General features: G+C 40.1%; 13 protein-coding genes and 1 pseudogene. 2 read left to right on the top strand and 12 right to left on the bottom strand.

All coding sequences use genetic code 11. From position 1 onward, the window contains the following. Nucleotides 1–91: 91 nt before the first annotated feature. From BMX21_RS05780 to serC, 4 genes are all read right to left on the bottom strand, one after another. Nucleotides 92–1,591 carry a tetratricopeptide repeat protein gene (locus tag BMX21_RS05780; RefSeq protein ID WP_092042269.1) on the bottom strand — a complete coding sequence of 500 codons (1,500 nt, stop codon included), beginning with the start codon at nt 1,589–1,591 and terminating at the stop codon, nt 92–94. 71 nt (nt 1,592–1,662) lie between these two features. Then, nucleotides 1,663–2,910, bottom strand: a complete 1,248-nt coding sequence (locus tag BMX21_RS05775) for a DUF1015 domain-containing protein (RefSeq protein ID WP_092042266.1) — start codon at nt 2,908–2,910, stop codon at nt 1,663–1,665. Nucleotides 2,911–3,664: 754 nt separating this feature from the next. Continuing rightward, on the bottom strand, nt 3,665–4,834 hold the full coding sequence (locus tag BMX21_RS05770) for a 3-phosphoglycerate dehydrogenase family protein (protein WP_027204918.1): 1,170 nt from the start codon (nt 4,832–4,834) through the stop codon (nt 3,665–3,667). A gap of 171 nt (nt 4,835–5,005) precedes the next feature. After that, complete coding sequence (serC, locus tag BMX21_RS05765) at nt 5,006–6,088, bottom strand: 3-phosphoserine/phosphohydroxythreonine transaminase (RefSeq protein WP_022758900.1); 1,083 nt, start codon at nt 6,086–6,088, stop codon at nt 5,006–5,008. A 1,263-nt stretch (nt 6,089–7,351) separates the two neighbouring features. Here serC and BMX21_RS05760 point away from each other — a divergent pair. Next, nucleotides 7,352–7,684, top strand: coding sequence for a hypothetical protein (locus BMX21_RS05760; RefSeq protein WP_092042263.1), 333 nt, complete (start codon nt 7,352–7,354; stop codon nt 7,682–7,684). A 153-nt stretch (nt 7,685–7,837) separates the two neighbouring features. Continuing rightward, nucleotides 7,838–9,475: a dicarboxylate/amino acid:cation symporter gene (locus tag BMX21_RS05755; RefSeq protein WP_092042261.1), complete on the top strand. Its 1,638-nt coding sequence runs from the start codon at nt 7,838–7,840 to the stop codon at nt 9,473–9,475. Between the two features lie 205 nt (nt 9,476–9,680). On the opposite strand, the gene BMX21_RS05750 is transcribed toward BMX21_RS05755, so the two are convergent. From BMX21_RS05750 to mgtE, 8 genes and pseudogenes are all read right to left on the bottom strand, one after another. Then, a complete protein-coding gene (locus tag BMX21_RS05750; RefSeq protein WP_177173941.1) occupies nt 9,681–10,532 on the bottom strand; it encodes a zinc ribbon domain-containing protein in 852 nt (283 codons plus the stop codon). A 286-nt stretch (nt 10,533–10,818) separates the two neighbouring features. Next, on the bottom strand, nt 10,819–11,781 hold the full coding sequence (locus BMX21_RS05745; RefSeq protein ID WP_092042257.1) for a zinc-ribbon domain-containing protein: 963 nt from the start codon (nt 11,779–11,781) through the stop codon (nt 10,819–10,821). 554 nt (nt 11,782–12,335) lie between these two features. Next, nucleotides 12,336–13,763, bottom strand: a complete 1,428-nt coding sequence (locus tag BMX21_RS05740; RefSeq protein WP_092042254.1) for a glycoside-pentoside-hexuronide (GPH):cation symporter — start codon at nt 13,761–13,763, stop codon at nt 12,336–12,338. After that, complete coding sequence (locus tag BMX21_RS05735; protein WP_027204923.1) at nt 13,763–15,235, bottom strand: DUF6937 domain-containing protein; 1,473 nt, start codon at nt 15,233–15,235, stop codon at nt 13,763–13,765. The genes BMX21_RS05740 and BMX21_RS05735 overlap by 1 nt, the downstream gene beginning before the upstream one ends. Before the next feature lie 78 nt (nt 15,236–15,313). After that, the gene (locus BMX21_RS05730) at nt 15,314–17,848 is read right to left on the bottom strand and encodes a glycoside hydrolase family 2 protein (RefSeq protein ID WP_242952880.1); all 2,535 of its coding nucleotides are present in this window, start codon (nt 17,846–17,848) and stop codon (nt 15,314–15,316) included. Between the two features lie 238 nt (nt 17,849–18,086). Beyond that, nucleotides 18,087–18,362: pseudogene (locus tag BMX21_RS05725) on the bottom strand (DUF6465 family protein); the annotation flags it as partial. A 163-nt stretch (nt 18,363–18,525) separates the two neighbouring features. After that, nucleotides 18,526–19,170: a phosphoribosyltransferase gene (locus BMX21_RS05720; RefSeq protein ID WP_092042248.1), complete on the bottom strand. Its 645-nt coding sequence runs from the start codon at nt 19,168–19,170 to the stop codon at nt 18,526–18,528. Between the two features lie 277 nt (nt 19,171–19,447). Beyond that, entirely contained in the window at nt 19,448–20,800 is a 1,353-nt protein-coding gene (mgtE, locus tag BMX21_RS05715; RefSeq protein WP_022752949.1) for a magnesium transporter, read from the bottom strand. Between the last annotated feature and the right edge of the window lie 123 nt (nt 20,801–20,923).

Below are 20,923 nucleotides of genomic sequence, written 5' to 3'. Positions count from 1 at the left end.
AAAAACGGTCTGCCAATGCAGACCGTTTCATTATATACAAATGTAAACAAAGTGTAGTTGGCAGAGGATATATTATAGCCGTAGTCCCGCTTCATTCCAAAAACTGATCCACCAGGGCATAGACATCATCTATCGTATAGGCAGGAGTTCCTACAACGCCTGCTCCGCCGCCTGCTACGCTTTCTGCAGAGTATCCGTCAAAATATACTGTGCTTTCAAGATTCTTGGAAGAATTGTACTGCTCACATCCTGCCATGTTGCCTTCTGCATCATACAGATACATGTCATATGCTATGACGCTTCCACCATAAATAGTTTCTATTCCGGTCATGGTGCCATCTTCGGACCACATAGGGATGCACACGTTCCAAGTGTCAGAGCTTGTATACATTCCGTATACATACTGATTTGTTCCTTCATAGAAATTGAAAGCGCAAGCCAGCATGGTACCTTCTGCATTATAAGATATTATAATATCCGGTTCATACTCGCCATACTGATAACAGGCATAAAACAAAGCTGATGCTACTGCTCCGTCCTGACCGTATACAGTTTTATATCTGACTCTTCCTGTACTGTCCGAGTATGTATCAGACATAAGTTCATCTATTCTTCTTTGTATATCATCTTCGCTTGCCATGAAGATCTCAGCTATTCCTGAATTATAGCGCGCCGCTTTATTAGCAGCATATTCACTATTATCTGTTTCTGAAGATGAGTCTTCATCATTATCTGCAGAATGGCTGTCACCAGATTCATCATCTAAATCCGAATCAGAGTCTTCCTCTTCTGCATCACCGGATGATTCCACGGTATCTTCAGAATTACCATTTTCACCATCTCCATTGCCTGCTGCGCCATCTTTAGCAGCAGATTCCGATTCGTCACCTGATTCTTGCATAGAAATCTCTTCATCAGAAGTTTCGTCATCAGAAGTTTTTTCATCAGATGCCCCTTCCAAGCCGGAACTATCCTCTCCCGATGAATTCTCAGATGAATCATTTGATGTTGCAGCCAAGCTTCCTCCAGTCGCTGAACCTGCGCCTGTTGCACCAGCGTTACTTTGTTTCTGGGCTTTAAGCAGTTCATTGGCCTTATTAAGAAGCTCTATCGCTTCATCCTTATGCCCTTTTCTAATAAGAACCTCTGCCTGGCCCAGATATCCATCCGGATTATCAGGATCTAATTCCTGCAACTTGATAAAATCAGCTTCTGCGCTGTCAAAATGCTCTATGCTATCTCCAAGGCACAGATAGGCACTGCCTCTGGCCTTATAAGCATCTGTAAGGCCATCATCTATCTCTATCGCCTTATCGATATACTCAATAGCTTTGCCTGCAGCCACATCGTTGACACATTTCCAGCTAAGGATCTCCAGCGCAGGATCAAGATACTCATAAGGATCCTGCAAGGGTTCTTCTAGTGTTGATGCACTGCCTGCAGCATCACTTACATCTTTTGGCGAACCATCCGGATTTATAGCGATAGCTTCTGATCCTATATCAGGGTCTTTATGCACGCATCCGCTTGCAAAAGTCATATATACCGATAATGTTAAAACGCTAACTATTAGTAGTGATCTTCTTTTCAAAAAACTCTCCCTGTTTTATGTATTTTTTATCCCATTCATTACTATACTAACATCTTAACCTTTAATAATGCTTAATTATCCTCAAATGCATGTATGAACAGTCCGCTAAGGAGCTTTGGTTCAAACCATGTAGACTTAGGCGGCATAAGTCTTCCGGCATCAGCAACTGCAAACAGCTCACTAATAGCTGTCGGATACATTGCAAATGCTACCTTCATATCCTCATGGCATCTTCTTTCAAGCTCCTTAAGTCCCCTTATTCCACCTACAAAGTCAATTCTCGAGTCGTTCTTAGGATCTTTAATACCAAGAACAGGTCCCAGTATCTCATTTTGAAGTATTGATACATCAAGTCCCTCCACCGCATCATCTGTGCGCACAGACTCTTTGGCAACAAGTTTGTACCATTTATCATTCATGTACATTGATACATGGTATTTGCCGGAAGGCTTAACAGCATCACTCCCTGCTTCTTCCACATCATACTTTTCCGTAATTTTGTCCATGAATTCCTGATCTGTAAGACCATTCAAGTCCTTAACCACACGGTTATAGTCCATTATCATGAGCTCATTTTCCGGGAAAAGAACTGATAGGAAAAAATCATATTCCTTGTCACCTGTAGGGTTCGGATCCTCCCCGCGCCTTTTAAGTGCAACCTTAACAGCTGACGCGCAGCGGTGATGACCATCTGCAATATATATTGAATCTATAGTTTCAAAAGTATCGCTGATCTTCTTGACATCATCCTCATCTGCGCAGACCCAAACTCTGTTAAGTGTCCCGTCACCTGATGTGAACTCATAAACAGGTCTTTGCGTATACTTTATCTTCTCTACAGTTTTGTCTATCTCTTTGTTATTCCTATATCCCAGGAAAATAGGTCCTGTCTGAGCATTACAGCTATCGACATGGCGGATACGATCCTGTTCTTTTTTCTCAAGAGTATTTTCATGCTTTTTGATCACATTATTTATATAATCATCAACACTTGCACATCCTACAAGGCCTGTCTGTGTCCTGCCATTCATAGTCTGTTCGTATACATAAAAGCATGGAACAGAGTCCTGAACATAAGTTCCATCATCTATACGCTGCCATAGAAGATCATGCGCCTTCTGATACACATCGTCTGCATACATATCGTGTCCTACTTCAAACTGAGTTTCAGGACGGTCTATCGCAAGAAATGAAAGCGGCTCCTTGTCCACTTCTTTTCTGGCTTCTGTGGAATTATATACATCATAGGGAAGTGCTGCGCATCTTGCAGCAAGTGATACTTCAGGTCTAAATGCTTTAAAAGGTCTTATCGTTGCCATATTTACCTCATCTTCTCTTCATAGCCGGTGTACTATTTCAAAAAACGGCTGCTACACCTTGTTATTTAATGATTAAAAATATATCTTATTCAGATCTGTTACTGAAAAAATATATGACTCAAACTTTCCTCTTGGACAGTGAAGTTTGAATATATGAATCTAAAAAAACAAACACATATACAATGATATCAAATTTTGAGTATCATTTGGCATTTTTTATGTGTTTTTTGGTATGTTAATATTTTCTTTTACAACATAACAATGATCTATAAACAGATTGTCCCGGCATATCCATTGGTAATACTGCCACGGCTGATCGAGTAGGCTGACTCCTACTCGATTTCGCACACGAACATTCCGCACTTAGTGCTCCATGTTCTTACGACCGGCAAATGAATTTGTAGGTCTTGTGCAACAAAAAGGATGCCACGCCAAAACGCGACATCCTCTATCCGATGCTAAGGACTATGCTATTACCTGTACATCGCAGTGTTGGTTAAAGAACCCAAAATCCGGGTCTGTAAGAGATAACTCAATAAATCGAGTTATCTCTGGACCTAAAATCCAGGTCTGTTGGAGATAACTCAATAAATCGAGTTATCTCTGGGCCTAAAATTCAGGCCTGTAGGAGATAACTCAATAAATCAAATTATCTCCGGACCAAAAATCCAGGTCTGTTGAAGATAAATTGCTATATAGATCAACCTATCTCCAGCCCCTCATAGGGCTTATCGAAAAAGTCTGCAATATAATATCACAGATCCTTACGAACTACTCTTACGCGGAATACGCCTTCGATCTCCTGAAGCTTCTTAACAGTTTCATCCTTAATGGCATCTTCGAAATCCATGATTGTATATGCATATTCACCCTTGGACTTATTAGCCATATCAGTGATGTTGATGCCTTCATTACCAAACTCTCTTGTGAACTTGGTGATCATGTTAGCAACATTCTTATGGAAGATTACAATACGAGGTCTTACACATACACCGAGGTTTACATCAGGATAGTTAACTGAGTTGGAGATATTACCATTCTCAAGATACTCCATCATCTCCATAACAGCCTTGATAGCGCAGTTATCTTCAGACTCTTCTGTTGATGCGCCAAGGTGTGGGATTACGATGCAGTTGTCATGACCTGCAGTAGTTGTATTCGGGAAGTCAGTTACATACTTGCGGATCTTGCCGGAATTGATTCCTGACAGTACTGCAGCTTCATCGCACAGAATATCCCTTGCAAGATTAAGAAGGATAACACCCTTTTTCATCTTAGCAATAGCTTCTGTACCGATCATGCCCTTGGTAGATTCAAGAAGAGGTACATGAATAGTAATAATATCACACTTTGAGTATATATCATCTACATTAGTTACATGGTGAACATCTGAAGACATGTTCCATGCAGCATTAACAGAAAGGTATGGATCATAACCATATACATCCATTCCAAGAAGCTTAGCAGCATTGGCAACTCTTACGCCGATAGCACCAAGTCCGATGATACCGAGCTTTTTACCCATGATCTCATTACCTGCAAATTTCTTCTTAGCTTTCTCTGTAACCTTGGCGATCTCAGGATCTCCGGCATTGGCCTTAACCCATTCTACGCCACCGATGATATCACGTGATGCAAGGAGCATAGCAGCTATTACCATCTCCTTAACACCGTTGGCATTAGCTCCGGGTGTATTAAATACTACGATACCCTTCTCAGCACACTTCTCAAGTGGGATATTGTTAACGCCTGCACCTGCTCTAGCAATACAAAGAAGATTGTCTGAGAACTCCATATCATGCATTACAGCACTTCTTACAAGAATACCATCTGCATCGTCTACATTATCAGTTGCTTCAAAATTCTCTGTGAAGTTATTAAGACCGATCTTGGCAATCGGATTTAAACATTTATATTTGTACATAGCTCCTCTTTCTGATGCCTGAATGCATCAAGTATATGATCTAACGACTTATTGACCGTATATATCAAAAAAATATATTTTGCATGTTTCGTGATTCAGTGAATCGGAAAGCAATAAGGCCTTTCGAACAATTCAGATCACGCCTTATCATTCACTGTGTTTTAGAAAAAATCAGCCATTAGCCTTCTCGAACTGATCCATGAATGCAACAAGCTTCTCAACACCTTCCTTAGGCATTGCATTGTAGATAGAAGCTCTCATACCGCCAACTGTTCTGTGTCCCTTAAGTGATACAAGCCCCTCAGCAGTAGCCTCTTTGATAAACTTGGCATTGAGCTCTTCAGAATCTGTTACGAACGGAACGTTCATAAGAGATCTGTCTTCTACGCGAACTGTTCCCTTGAACATCTTGGACTGATCAAGATAGTCATAGAGGATCTTGGCCTTCTCTTCATTTCTCTTCTGCATCTCTACAAGACCGCCCTGAGCCTTAAGCCACTTGAATACAAGGCCGCAGATATAGATAGACCAGCAGTTAGGTGTGTTGTAAAGTGAACCATTGTCTGCCTGAGTCTTAAACTTGAGCATTGTAGGTGTGAACGGAAGTACATCATCACGGATAAGATCTTCACGAATGATAGAAATAACAAGACCAGCAGGTCCTACATTCTTCTGAACACCGCCGTAGATAATTCCATACTTAGAGATATCTTCAGGCTCAGAAAGGAAACATGAAGATACGTCAGCAACAAGGTCTTTACCCTTAGTATTAGGAAGTGTATTGAAGTGAGTTCCATAGATCGTATTGTTCTTGCAGATGTATACATAGTCCATATCATCTGTGATAGGAAGGTCAGAACAATCCGGAAGATATGAGAATGTCTTATCAGCGCTGGAAGCAAGCTGCACAGCTTCACCATAGATAGAAGCTTCCTGACATGCCTTCTTAGCCCACTGACCTGTGATAATGTAACCTGCTTTCTTATTCTTCATAAGATTCATAGGGATTGCTGCGAACTGCTGACTTGCTCCTCCCTGAAGGAAAAGAACTTTATAGTTATCAGGGATGTTGTACAGATCTCTCAAGTCCTGTTCAGCTGTCTGGATAATAGAATCAAAAGTTTTGGAACGATGGCTCATCTCATTAACTGACATGCCACATCCATGATAATCAAGCATTTCTCTCTGTGCTTCTAAAAGAACCTCTTCCGGAAGAACTGCCGGACCAGCTGAAAAATTGTAAACTCTAGACATTTCAACCTCCACCTGAATATATATTATTTTTCACACCGCCGCTTTAATCTGCGAAAATTTAAATGTTAAATATATTCTAGTCTTTAGTCTGAAAATGTCAATATCACAAAATTAATTTATTTTGATTTATGAAAAATTATTTTTGCACATTCGTCTTAAATTATCACTTGTTATTTTATTCTGTGAAAATTCCTGCTTTCGTTGCTGATACTGGCTTTTCAGTAATTTAACATATTTATTTCAACCTCTTATCAGCTGATTTTTCGGGCCATTTTTTTAAAATTATCCAATGCATTTATCTAATTTTTGAGGAATTTTTCAATATTTTTTTCATTTTTTCTTTTGAAAACACAGATTAAATTCACTCTATCATAATCTATATTTACGTTTTACGATACCCTTATTCTTTTTATACCGATATTTTGCACATCCCCGTATTCTCTAACAGCTTGCATCCATGCATTTTTATGCACCAATTACACCTTAATCATGCATTTTTACCCCCATACCACATACCAAGCAAGCAACTACCAGTTAAGCTTAATGAATCTCGCGACATCAAGTCAGTTTTAAAAATGGATCATTTCTTAACCTCATGTAGCGAGCAAAGCGAGTAACTAATGGCTCAAATTGGTAGAACTCGCGACACCAATTTGTTTTTGAAAGTGGAAAACTTTCAAACTTCAGCCTTTAATCTAATGCCGCAAGCCAAGCAACTAACAATTAAGCTTAAGGAATCTCGCAACATCAAGCCGAATTAAAAAACGGATCATTTTCAATCTTTTCATCTATCACTAATCCACTAATCTTTCTTTATTGAACCCGCGTTATTTCCGAGTCGAAGGGATGTTCTCAACTTTACTCTGGGCCGCAGCGGTATACTCGAAAACTTTGCCGAGACTGACGGAATATAAAACATTGCCGCGCTATTTAATTGTTTTATAAAATTCATGAGCGTGATAGATGGAGCTTTTTATTCTGCCAGGGGTCCACATGTCTGAGCGAAGCGAGTTTGGACCCCAGAATAAAAAGCTTCAGATATCATGCCATGAATTTATAAAACAATTAACAGCGCGGCAATGTTTTATATTCCGCCAGCCTCGGCAAAGTCTTCGAGTATACCGCGACTCAATGATCAAGCCAACTCACCAGTCGAAGTTTAACTGTCGATCATAGGTATGCCTACTTGCTTTTTACTGTCGTTATGTTATTATAGAAATAGTCGTCATATCGTTTCTTTTTCAAAATGAAAGGACTAGGAATATGGCAGTTGGAGCTATAAAAGCAATGCGTGCATATAGCAGTGTTTCTTTTACTCAGCCTCTTAATTATGCCCTTACCAATAATTCCGAGGTATCATCTGCATATGCACAGTCTGTACAAAAACCATCAGAAGTATCTGGTACTATTGACCCTGTAAGTCCTGTCGGATATCCCAATGCTCAAAAGATCACCAAGAAACTAGATCCCACCAAAGCCAGTGCTATGTTCAATGAAGTTGCCAAGTCTTTTAATGGCAGCATAACTGGTTACGGATCCAAAGGAACAGGCAATTCCTACAATACAATCGGACAAAACATCGACATAATGGTCTAAGAAAAGCCACCGCCTAATTATGTTTTTTCTGCAAAGCTGATCACATATCAGTCAGCCATCTTACAATAGCATTTGTATCTTTTTACTTGAACAAACAGAGCAGTCATATAATGATTGCTCTATTTTCAATTAAAAGCACCAAGGAGGTTGCATATGATGGATTTCTCAATCACTCTCAAACCTGACAATTCCCAGATATCCGAAGCAATTGAATTCGTAGAATCTTCTCTATCCAAATGCAATATCAAAGGTAACGATATGACAAAGCCTTTACTCCTTACAGAAGAGCATCTTGTAGAACTTGTAAAAGTCGTTCCTGCTGATAATTCCATAACAATTAAAGTAAGAAAGTTTTTAGGAAAGACAACTATAACCATGCAGGCTAAAAGTACATCCCCGATAAGTGTTGGCACCCCTGATTCCAATATCAGTTTTGATGGATATGAATCCGCTCCAAATGCTGAAGCCGCTATCAGAAGCATGATCATAAATGCTAACAGAGATGTGCTACGTCATAGTTACAGAAACGGAACCAGTACAATAGTTATAACAGCGGGCGAATCCAGCCAGAAGAACCTCATGCGCGTTCTTTTCTCTATGGTTCTCGCATTAGTAACCTGCATTATAGCACGTCTTTTGTTGCCTGCCTCTGTCTGTACCTTCATCAACGACTACATCTTTATAACGATCAAAACGATATTTCTCAATGCCCTAAAAACGATCATAGCGCCACTTATTTTCTTCTCAATAGCAGCTTCCGTCTCATCGATCACTGATCTTAGCGAATTTGGCAAGATCGGCATTAAAGTAATGGCTTTCTATACATTCACCACTATAGTAGCTACTATTATCGCTTTAGTTGCATATGGCATTATAAATCCAGGTTCTTTTAACGAATTATCATATATGGCTCAAGGAGCAGAAGTTACTGAAAGTCAGGAAATGGTAAGTTTTCTTGATACTGTGATAGACATTATCCCTGACAACTTCCTCGGAGCATTTGTTAATTCTGCAACTCTCCAACTCATTTTCCTTGGATTGCTTGTAGGAGCTGTAGTTCCTCTTATGGGGGATCAAAGAGAAAAAATAGCTTCTTTTCTTTCTTCAGCAAACGAATTATTTTTGCGCATTGGAACTGTCATCACAAAGTGTCTTCCTATAGCTGTATTTGCTTTTATAGGATCCATGGTCCTGACTATGGATACCACTGTGATCAAGACTCTCCTGACAGTTTTTATATGTATCATTTTAAGCATGGTAGCGATGATGATCTTCTACCTGGCAGTCATAGCCATACTAACCAAATCTAATCCTGCCACTTTTTTCAAAAATGCACTTCCTGCCTGGCTCAATGCTTTTGCACTTTCGTCAAGTAATGCTGCCATGACATTTACAATGAACACTTGCGACAAAAAACTCAAAATATCCCCAAAGCTTTATTCATTCTCCATCCCACTTGGAGCAACCATTAACATGGACGGCTTTGTAATCGTCCTTACTATATCTTTCCTGTTCCTTGCCAAAGCATTTGGTCTTGAACTTACCGGCGGTGATATCTTCACCTTGATAATAACCATAATACTGTTATCATTTGGTGCTCCGGGAATCCCAGGAGTTTCTACTATATGCATGTCGGTTCTTCTGATGCAATATCACATTCCAATGGAAGCTTTAGCTCTGTTTATAGGTATAGATGCTATAGCAGATCCCTTATGTACAGCCAATAATGTTTTTGGAGATATAGTCGGAACCTTCTGTATAGCCCGAAGAAACGGCATGGTTCAAGACTAAGTATCAGGAAGCATCCACTATTTGCAACTCACTGCATATAGTTCAATAAACATTACTGAATTCTCCCATCATTTGCATCTAAGGCACACAAAAAGGATGCCGCTTGATTGCTTTTTGCAATAGCGGCATCCTTTTATCATGTCTTAAGAGTATATTTGGGTTTGAAAGTGGAACACTTTCAAACTTTCATTTCCTGAGATATAGATCACTCTTTTTCGAAAGTAGTATCATGAATCTCAATTTCATCATCGTCAAATTCAAAATTTGATGTGTAATATGTGTGATAGAATTCGGAATCTTCGAACTCTAAGCCATAGAATACAACATATACATCATGGCCATCATCATAGCAATAATAGGATAATGTCTCATCATCACCATCATTATCATATGTAAGTTCACCATTCTTGAATGTAAGTGTTACATCTTCTGCGTCATCAGAAACATATGTTCCGTTTGGTCCTACCTTATAGTTCTCTGCATAGTAATACTCTATTCCGTCCATAGTAAGGACCTTTTTCTTCTTGTCATACTTGTAGCTTGCAGATGGATCATCTTCCATATCATCTACAAGATCGTCAAGCTCATCCTGGATATCATCCTCATCCATATCAAGCTCATCTTCAAAATAATCAAGAGCTTCTTCTGTAAATGCAATAGACTTTGGATCTAATACAATCTTGTCCTTTTTAACCTTGTACTTGGCAGTAAACTCTACGCCCATCATGTTAAATGTTATCTTGCTGCCTTCAAAAGTCATAGTTGTATAACCATTAGTGTAAGTGCCCTTTAATCCACTTCCTCCAAAGATTGCCTTTAAGATAAAGATAACTACGATAACAGCAACAATACCTGCGCCGATCATGCCAAGCTGCTTGTTGTCAAGCTTCTTGACAGCATCCTTAGCCTTAGTTCCTGCTGCATTCAGGCTCTGACCTGCATTCTGAAGTGCCTGATTCATCTGCTGAGCCTGAGACTTTGGTGCCATTGCTGCTCCGCAATTAGGACATGTAGATGCTCCTTCAGGTACCTGTGTTCCACAATTTCCACAAAACATACTTTTCTCCTCCATTTGAGTAATACTTTTTTTCAATCTTACATACTTTACCATATATCACATACAAAGGCAACTGCAACGCTACATATTAATGCAATCTGATTTTCCAATATATACATATCTAAAACACAAACTTGCTTCATAAGCTTTTAATTATCAACTCAAACTCCCCACTTGCAAAACACGCACCGCCCTTTGCCCCTCATAACCACAAAAAACGGTATAAAGGCACCAAAGTCTAGATGCCTTTATACCGCACATTAAAACTATTCAGATATAAACATGATCACTTCTTATAATCTGTACTGCCAATAGTAAACTTATCTTTCTTGGCATTAAATGAAAATCCGCTTACATAGTATTCAGCATAAAAATCCGACTCATCAAATTCCTCTCCGTAGAATACTACATATACATCTTTTTTATCAACATATACATAATAAGTAAACTGCTCATCATCGCCATCATCGTCATATGTAACTGTGCCATTCTTGAAGGTCATGGTGATGTCATCATCATCTTTGTTTGTATACTTGCCACTTGGACCTTCCTTGTACTGCTGTGCATAGAACAACTTTTCTTTGGTCTCTTTATTTTTCAGAGTATTGGCTTTCTTGTCATAGACATAGATAAACTCATCTTCATCAACATCCATTTCTTCGAGTAACATCTCTATAAGCGCATCCATATCGTCATCTTTGTATGCATCATACAAAGCCTCGCCATACTCACTGTATTCTGCCATTTCTTCAAGAGAGTCTTCGAGTTCATCCTCATCGATATCTAAAGAATCAGCTACAACTTCCCAGAAATTATCTGAAAGCTCCATTGATTCAGGATCAACGATTATCTGGTCTTTCTTCTGAGTGTACTTAAAAGACATCTCCATACCGGAAAAAGTAAAGCTCATACGACCTTTCTCAAAGACAGCGATAACCTCTCCGTCCGTATAAGCTCCCTTAGGTCCGCCACTACCACCAAGAACAAACACTAAAACAATAGCAAGTACTGCAACAGCTACGCAGGCGCATATAATACCTATAAGCTTACCACTTATCTTCTTGGAGGAGCCGTCTCCTGCACCTGTCTGGCTTGTTGATCCTCCCTGAGGATTCTGGTACTGATTATTCTGATACTGCGCACTCTGTACAGGATCCTGAGTCCGAGATTTTGGCGCCATCTGTGCTCCGCAATTAGGACATACGCCAGATCCGTCCGGAACCTGTGCTCCACAATTTCCACAAAACATTCTAATACCCTCCGAAATAGTTTTTGAATAGATTAACAACACCATCACTTTAGCGCCATCACCGGATTATAAGCAAGGCAATCCGGCAAATTACAGAATTATATGTGACGCCTATATCATTATACCATATTTTACTTTATATAATATATTAATGCGTGTTATATAGTTATTTAATCATATTGTTTATAGTTTCATTGTAACATTCAAGGTATATCCATCCCCCCAAAAAAGCCCCCACATAACCAGCACAACGTCCTCGAAGACATCATGGGGGTATGTACCCTCTAGCATACAGAAAACAAATTATTGCCACGCTTTTTATCATTTTATAAAATTCATGAGCATGCTAGATGGAGATTTTTATTCTGCCCGGGGTCTGCATGTCTGAGCGAAGCGAGTTTCAGACCCCAGAATAAAAATATCCAGATAGCATGCCATGAATTTATAAAATGATTAAAGCGTGGCAATAATTTGTTTTCTGTATGCTTGAGGGTACATACCCCCACGATGTCTTCGAGGATGTTGTGCCATCAAACTATAATTTAGTTTTTGTGTTACAGATTCTTTTTCTGCTGAGCAAGCTCTTCCATCTTCTCATCAGTAAGTATATATTTCTTACGGAACCAGAAGAAAGCGACTACAAGAAGTGCTATAGGAATAAGAGTCATTATCATACGAAGGCCCATCTTAGCGCTTTCCGGAACTGCCAGTGAGAAATCGATATTGTGCTCTTCTTCCGTTGTAGCAGCATCACTTAAATTAAAGATTCCAAGTGCAACTGAAGCTACAAACGCAGCGATACCACTTGCAAGCTTAACAACAAAGGTCTGCATAGAGAAGATAACGCTTTCATCGCTTCTGCCAAGCTTAACAAGGCCGTAGTCTACAGTATTGGCAAGGAAGATCGTGATAAGTACGTTGTTAACACCACTTGCTGCCATAACAAGTACACCAGGGATAAGGTATATAGGAGCAACTCCAGCGCCTGACATAGCTACTGCAAGGATCACAATATATCCTACAAGAGACATTCCAATACTTACATAGAATATCTTGATACTTGTCATGAACTTTCTAAGGAGTGGGAACAGGAACATCATAGCAAGGATCTGTGATCCTCCGCCCACCATATTGAACAGAGTATAGTCATCATACCAGGTCACACCGCCAAGGTCATATTTATAGAAATATATAACAAGGTTAGATGTGATATAAAGTGCCGAGTTCACAAGTACTATGGTGATTACTGCTGCCATTGCCTGATCGTTCTTAAGAAGAGCTGAGAACATCTCGCCAACAGAAGCTGTTTTCATATCAACAGTAGATTTTTCCTTAATAGTAACACAGGTAATTACGATGAATAATACAAATAAAACAGCTACAACACCTGCAAGAATCATGAAACCAATTCTCTCAATATCCTTGGCTGACTGACTTGCTGAAAACTGTGATCCAAGCTTTTGTACCAGCTGCATTGTGAAGATCGTTGTAATAGCAGATCCAACACCTGCGCAGCTTCTGGCAAGTGTAGTAAGGCCTTCACGCTCTTTGCCACCTTCTGTAAACGCAGGGATCATTGACCAGTAAGGGATATCCATCATGGTATAGGTAACGCCCCACAGGATATAGAACACTGCTGCCCATGCCGTAAGACCTGCAGCATCAAGTTTAGGCGGACAAGCGAACATCAGGAAAAGAACTACTGCATTAGTAAGTGTACCGATAAGAAGCCATGGGCGAAACTTTCCCCATTTGGTCTTGGTCTTAGCAACAATAACACCCATGATAGGATCGTTAAAAGCATCAAATACTCTGGCTACAAGAAGTATAATTCCCATTGCAAAAGCATTAACACCTATAACATCCTGGAAATAATACAGTACATAGCTTGCAGAAAGCATATATACCATATCTTTACCGACTGCCCCCAGTCCATAACCGGCTTTTTCAACCGCACTTAGTTTTTTGTTATCCATAATCATTAATCCTCTCTTTTAAGCCCCATGGCTATTTTGACTACATTATAAGCACCGTCATAAAGACCGGCTTTCTTATTGTTTACGATATTCATGCACATATTTTCAAGGAAATGTTCGTCCCAAAGGAACATATCCAGCATCTGCACCGTATGTCCCATATCACGGCACTCAAGTGTTCCATCGCCTACTTCAGCAGAGTGGATAGCTCCCCACATCTCATGCTTGCCTACTCTTCTGATAAAGAGCTTTGGAACAGGATAGAATGCCAGCTCCGAAGGCTTGGTAACAAGCACGTCACAGCTTCTCATAAGGAGGTTGGTCGCATATACAGCTTCAAATATGTTCTCATGATAGAATCCATGAATACCTGTTATATCGTTTGCAGGATCAAGCGCCTTAGCAGCAAAATCCTCTGTGTCTTCCCAGTTATTCATATGCTCCGACACACATGCTCTCATTCCCGGGATCTCATTTAAAAGTTCATCCCACACATTCCTGTAATCGCCAACATTGACATATAAGGCAGCCCTGCCCTTCTCAATAGCAGGAAGCAGATGCTTTATGATACCTGCAAAGATCTCTTTCTGAGCGCCTGCTCCTCCAATTGTAAGAAGGAATCTTACAGGTTTTCCGTTCTTTTTTCTATCGATTCTGGCCTGGCAGTCTTTTTCTATATTAGAGACAAGCTCATGATCAATATAATGTCCAGTATAGACAAGTGACTGATCCGGCATCGGATTACAGGTCTTCTTGCCATTCATTCCATTAAGGATCCTGTAGCCCTGGTATGAATTATGAGTCTGGATCGTATGAACGCTGCCTTCAGATAAGTGAAGTGCCATAGGCCAGTTATCCGGGATTGCATTGACAACATACTTCATTCCTGCATGTATAGCCGCCTGAGCAGGCCATACATGGGTTCCTATAACAGGTATTTCTTTTGGTATATTCTTGTAAACCGGCGCCATAAGCTCAGCGTTCTTTTGATCTGAGCAGTTATAGGACAGTCTTCTGAACAGCTCATAGTTGACAGGTTCCCATACAAGCTTATTGAACACCGGATTCTTAGAAAGCCTTGATCCAAGTGAATACAGCTCGTTCTGGCCTCCTATAAGCTTGGTACAAGTTGTTGCAGGAAAAGAATTAAGATCCAGCCAGTAAGGCTTGTATCCAAGAGCCTTGGCCGCTGAAGCCATCGCCATAGAGATTCTGTAATGACCAAATCCCATTCTTATGTTGCCTACGATGATTCCTTTTTCAAGGTCAAAAGAAGTATCGCCGCTACCTTCATTAACTCTTATATCCGATACTCCAAGAGACGGGCCTATATATGGATTGTCTACTATCTTAACATCATATGAGGCATTTGAATCATCGCCGTATTTAGCGGCATTTTTTATCTTAGACTTTACAGCACTTTTGTAAGTCCTCTCCGGCATTTCGTTACCAAAGATCACTTTTGCTCTATCCGTCATATCATTCCCCTTTTTGCATTTCTATTATTATTGGCAATTGAACCATTCACTGTTTCATCACTCGAATTATTCGCTGATTCAATTAACTTTTTCATTCATCAAAGAGCTGGCCTCGAACTCTACAGTCCTTGTATCAAACTCCGTCTGAATAGTAAGACTTGCCTTGCCATTTTTGCCGGTAGTTTTTATATAGCAGCCTCCCATTCCGCCCTGAAGTGACGCAAGTGCCGGTCCATATATTTCTATAGGTCCACAGGTCTTGAACATCACAGGTTCACATGCAAAAGGTGCTACGTTACCATTTTGGTCTACTGCTCTTATCCTTACAGCCGCTACGTCATAAGTCTCCGCCTCTTTGAGATCTGTATGATCGATCTTTATATCAAGGCGAAGCTCCTTAGACGGTGACTTGATCACCGTTTTGACAACCTTTCCATCCTTAACTGCTTCAAATCTGAACTCAGTGGATTTACCGCCCCAGTCACCTATATATTTATTGTATAGTTTGGTGGCATCTTCAAAGGTCATATGCTTGATAGTCACAAGCTTTCCAGCCTTCAACGCTCCCTTAAGGCCTATTCCGCCCATTCCAAATCTTGCTGCCCTGTTCATAAGATATTTGATATCATCACACTGCCTTTTTGGTAATGACTCATTTTCTCTTATCTGATCTCCTATATAGTCATCTATAAGCAGCGGACCATGAAGCATATTCTTGTACGGCGAATCAGCTTTTTTGTATTCATGAATGAATATATCGTTTTTATAAAATCTCACACTATCAGCATTGGTGATCATCCATACATCACCTCTGATGCACTCATCATGTTCACCTATATCCATTGATGATGATATTTCAAGGACAGGATGTTCATCTGACTGGCTTTCATATACAGCTGCTGCAAGCTTTGGATTTCTGAACATATCCATAACTCCGTGATAGCATATCCTGTCGCCTGAGCCAAAATCCTTGTGGGTGTTGTAATCAAACATACACCAACCAAAAGAACCTGCAATATCACTATAAGATGCTACCTTATCAATAACATTGGCATGTCTTATTGCATGCTCTGCACGCCTCTTTTCCGTATCAAAGCTCTTGGTAGGGAACATATGTCCGTTATATTCGGTTATAAGATATGCGTGCTTGTCATCATCCGTGATCCTTTTTCTGGGCGCACATCCCGGTCTCTTACCATCATGTGAGAAGTCATTATATGTATATACATCCTCAAAAAGGTGGCTGTGATCCTTGGCTCTTACGCCGCCAGTCTGCCTGCTGTCATCAAGGTTGTGTGCAACCTCATTGGTCTTTTTGTAAAAGTCATCATCATCGACAGATTCATTGATCCTGACGCCCCACAGCATGATGCTCGTATGATTTCTATACTGTGTGATCATCTCTTTAAGATTTACAAGCGCCTGATCCTTCCACTGACTGTCTCCGATATGCTGCCATCCGGGGAATTCCATAAATACCAGAAGTCCCAGCTCATCACATCTTCCAATAAAATCATGTGACTGAGGATAATGAGATGTTCTTACAGCACCTAGAGATAGCTCATTACGGAGTATATTAGCATCCATGACCTGCATGGATCTTGGCATTGCATATCCTGCATAAGCATAGCTTTGATGCCTGTTAAGGCCTCGTATCCTAAACTTCCTGCCGTTAAGATAGAATCCGTCATGTTTGAATAGCATCTTCCTAAACCCAAATCTGACTTCCTTCTCATCTATAACTTCAGTGCCTCTTATAAGTTCTACTCTCAACACATACATTGCCGGATACAGACTATCCCACAGCGACACAGGAAGTGTCCTATGACTTATAGCCTTGACCACATCATCCATCTGCGCTGTCCCAAGCAAGGTCTCCTCGCGGTACATATCAGCCTTAAGATTATCTGATTCTATGTCAAAAGCACTTCTTGCACCTGCAGGAATATTAGAATCCCCGGCAAGGCCTGCTTCTGTAAACCTCCTAAGCCTAAGTCTTACATTAAGACTCTTATCTTCCTTTAAAAGAGTTATGGAAGCCTTGATCTTTGCTTCTGTTTTATTAGCAGAAGGTTCTCTATCGTTATAAACATATCCACCTGGGATAATGCCTCTTACAAATATATCTTTTATATAGTTATCAGGCACGATCTGCAATGAAACAGGTCTGTATATCCCTGTATAAGTCATGTAATCAACAACATGTCCAAATGGTGGTACATTATCCTTCTCAGTTCCCGACACTCTAAGAGACAGAACATTGTCCTTATCATATCTGATATGATCGGTGATATCTGCTTCAAAAGCTGTATAACCGCTACCATGACTGCAAATATATATATTATTAATATACACTTCTGATACATGAGCCACTGCTTCAAAATGTATGATGATCCTCGATCCCTTCCAGGAAGGATCTGCCTTAAAGCACTTACGATAACCGCATACTTTCTGATATACAGACTCATCAAAATAGTGAAAGCCTGTAACCTTAGCTGTATGCGGAATACGCACAACTTCAAGATCCTTGTCATCAAAAAAATCTGTGTGGATCTCTTCGCTGTAATTATCTGTGAATTTCCAATTGTCATTAAATGGGATATATTGTCTCAAATCAGCCTCTTTCATAAACGTCAATCTGATGGAAACGCATTTATTACATTGCCGTTTCTATATACTTATTGTACTAATATGCTGCTAAATTAACAAGAAACCAAAGTGACGAATTTCGTTTCCGCAAATTGTGCACTTTTCCAGCAGATATAGTAGAGATCAATTTGGGGCATCTTGTACTTTTTACTTTAAAAAAAGGCCGGAGATCACTCTCCAGCCTTTTTTTACCATTTCTTTTTTAAAGTTCAAATGAACCTGTTTCCTTGCCATTGGCAACATAATAAACTCTGTTCTCTTCCGGTTTAACATAAAGATCAAGACTCTTAAGATCCTCAGCCTTGTTGCCAAGTTCTGAAGTCCAGAACTCTTTGGCGTTCTTTACGATATCATCGTAAGAGATGTTCTTTTCAGCATACTGAAGTTCAATCTTTGTTTTGACTGAAGCAGTAGCTTTCTTTGTAACTGTCTTCTTTGCAGCCGGCTTCTCAGCAGCCTTCTTAACCTGTGCCATAACTTTTTCCTCCTCATAGGAAGCCTGTTAAAAGTACTCAGGCCATATTTTTTCTTCTATGCTTACAAAGAAAAATTTACGCTTTTTTGTTAATCTTGTCAAGCCGCGCCGCTACTACTTATTATAGAAAAAGGATATATGACAGCAAGTTTTCATCCGCTTTCCACTAATGTCTGACTTCAGAATAGCCAAAACCATTGCATATAGCTGTGATTCTGGTTCCATCCTGACACATCTTACAATTGTCATGACTATAGGAGACATAGTCAGGAATGTCGGATTTATTAAAGAGAGTGTTGATCTCATATCCGGCAATTGATGTCCCGGCTGAGAATATTGTAGATACGCCGCTCACATGTCCGCCGTAATACTTGATACCCTCAATAGCTCTTGTTACAGTCGTACCTGTAGTCATAGATGCAAGAAGCAGAAGTACATGCTTCTCATTGACCATCATAAGCATATTGTCACGGAATATAAGCTGGCCAGACTGATCATACTCAGGAGTCACAACATAGATAGTCTTATGCCTGTTCATAGACAGAATTCCGGCTTTGGAGAGTTCATCTGCAAGATATGCTCCGATCACCTCAGTTCCATCCATGCAGATAATGGTATCAATTACTGTTGTAGCCATATAACTCTGACTCATAGCCATAGCTACAGCTCTTGCTTCTGACTGCCTTGTTTTCATGGTAGTCATATCCATATAGTAATTGATATGAGAATTGGGTGTTACGAAATGACCTGGAATAACCTTAAGTGCGATATCCGGGTACTTCTTGGAATAGATCTTTGTATACTCTAACATCACTTCTCCGTTCCGGGAGCAACTAACTCCCATAGACATGTTGATGGATACCAAAGTTAATACAAATATGACAGCCTCTTATATACCGACTGTATAATGATCACATAAATATTTTATCACAATATCGTTTGTTTTTGGTAGAATATATTATTGATATTTTATACAAAAAACGCAGAAGTCTTCATCATATCCTTTTTTGCAAAGAAATAAATGAATCTTCTGCGTTTTATCTATTTTAGAGCAAATAACTTATATAAAGCTGACTATACAAAACTGATCATGAAAAATCCAATAGGTGTGTTGCGATCGTAAAATATGTAAGAAGCGATATTGCATCTACGATAGTTGTGATCATAGGGCTTGCCATTACAGCAGGATCAAGACCGATCTTTTCTGAAAGCATAGGAAGTATGCAGCCTACACACTTAGCTATGATAACAACAATGAACAAGGTCGCACATACGATCAAAGCAATCGAAAGACCTATCTTATCAAAAAGCAGCAGCTTGGCAAAATTGGTAAGAGCAAGTGTGGCACCGCACATAGCAGCAACCCTTATCTCTTTCCAGACAGTTTTGAAAAGATCCTTGAATTCAATCTCATCAAGTGACAGTCCACGAATGATCGATACACTAGCCTGTGAACCGGCATTACCGCCTGTATCCATCAGCATTGGTATATAAGCTGTAAGTACAACATACTTAGCAAGCGCATTTTCAAAGCTTGTGATGATAGCTCCTGTAAATGTAGCACTTATCATGAGTAGAAGCAGCCATGGCATCCTCTTTTTGTAAGTAGCAAATATACCGGTCTTGAGATATGGCTTGTCAGATGGCACGATAGCTGCCATCTTCTCGATATCCTCTGTAGCCTCCTGCTCCAGGATATCCACTACGTCATCGACAGTTATGATGCCGACCATACGGTTTTCGTTATCAACTACAGGCATGGCTGTAAAGTCGTACTTCTGTATCTTACGAGCCGCCTCTTCCTGGTCATCCATTGTTCCTATAGAGATGACGTTGTCATTCATGATGTCACCGATGATAGAATCTTCGCTAAGTATCAGAAGATATCTAAGGTCAACGGTTCCAACCAGAACACGTCTTGCATCCAGAACGTAGCAGATATTAACTGTCTCCGAATCAAGACCTATTCTGCGGATTCTCTCTATTGCCTGGCCTATTGTCATATCCTTTTTAAGATCGACATACTCCACCGTCATGATAGAGCCGGCCGAATCATCCGGATATTGAAGTAGCTGATTGATATCCTTGCGCGTTTCAGGGTTGGCATGCGCAAGAATCCTCTTAACGACGTTGGCAGGCATCTCCTCTAAGAAATCCGCAGCATCATCAGCATACAGGTTGTTTACAATGTTTGAAGTCTCTCTGTCTGACAGGAATCGTATAATATACTGTTGGTCGTCAGACTCAAGATTAGCAAATACTTCAGCAGCCATATCCTTGGGAAGAAGGCGGAAAAGTTTGAGTGAATCTTCATCCTTCATTTCTCCCATCACAAGAGCAACATCAACTTCCTGCATGTCAGCGATGAGCTCACGGAGTTTGTTATACTGCCTGGTTTCGAGGAGATTACGAACGATCTCCTGATAGTTCTTTTCTTCCATGGCTATTCTCCTTTGGTTTTAATGCTGTGCACAATCGGGGCGCAGGGTTATCGTTACTTGATTTATGACTTTCCTTCATTAAAACCACCTCCTTTACCATGGATTATCCTACAAAATCCGCAT

The sequence above is a fragment of the Butyrivibrio sp. TB genome (assembly GCF_900110805.1).
Taxonomy (GTDB): Bacteria; Bacillota; Clostridia; order Lachnospirales; family Lachnospiraceae; genus Butyrivibrio; species Butyrivibrio fibrisolvens_C.
The sequence above is the reverse complement of the archived record's forward strand: the minus strand, read 5'-3'. Positions and strand labels throughout refer to the sequence as shown.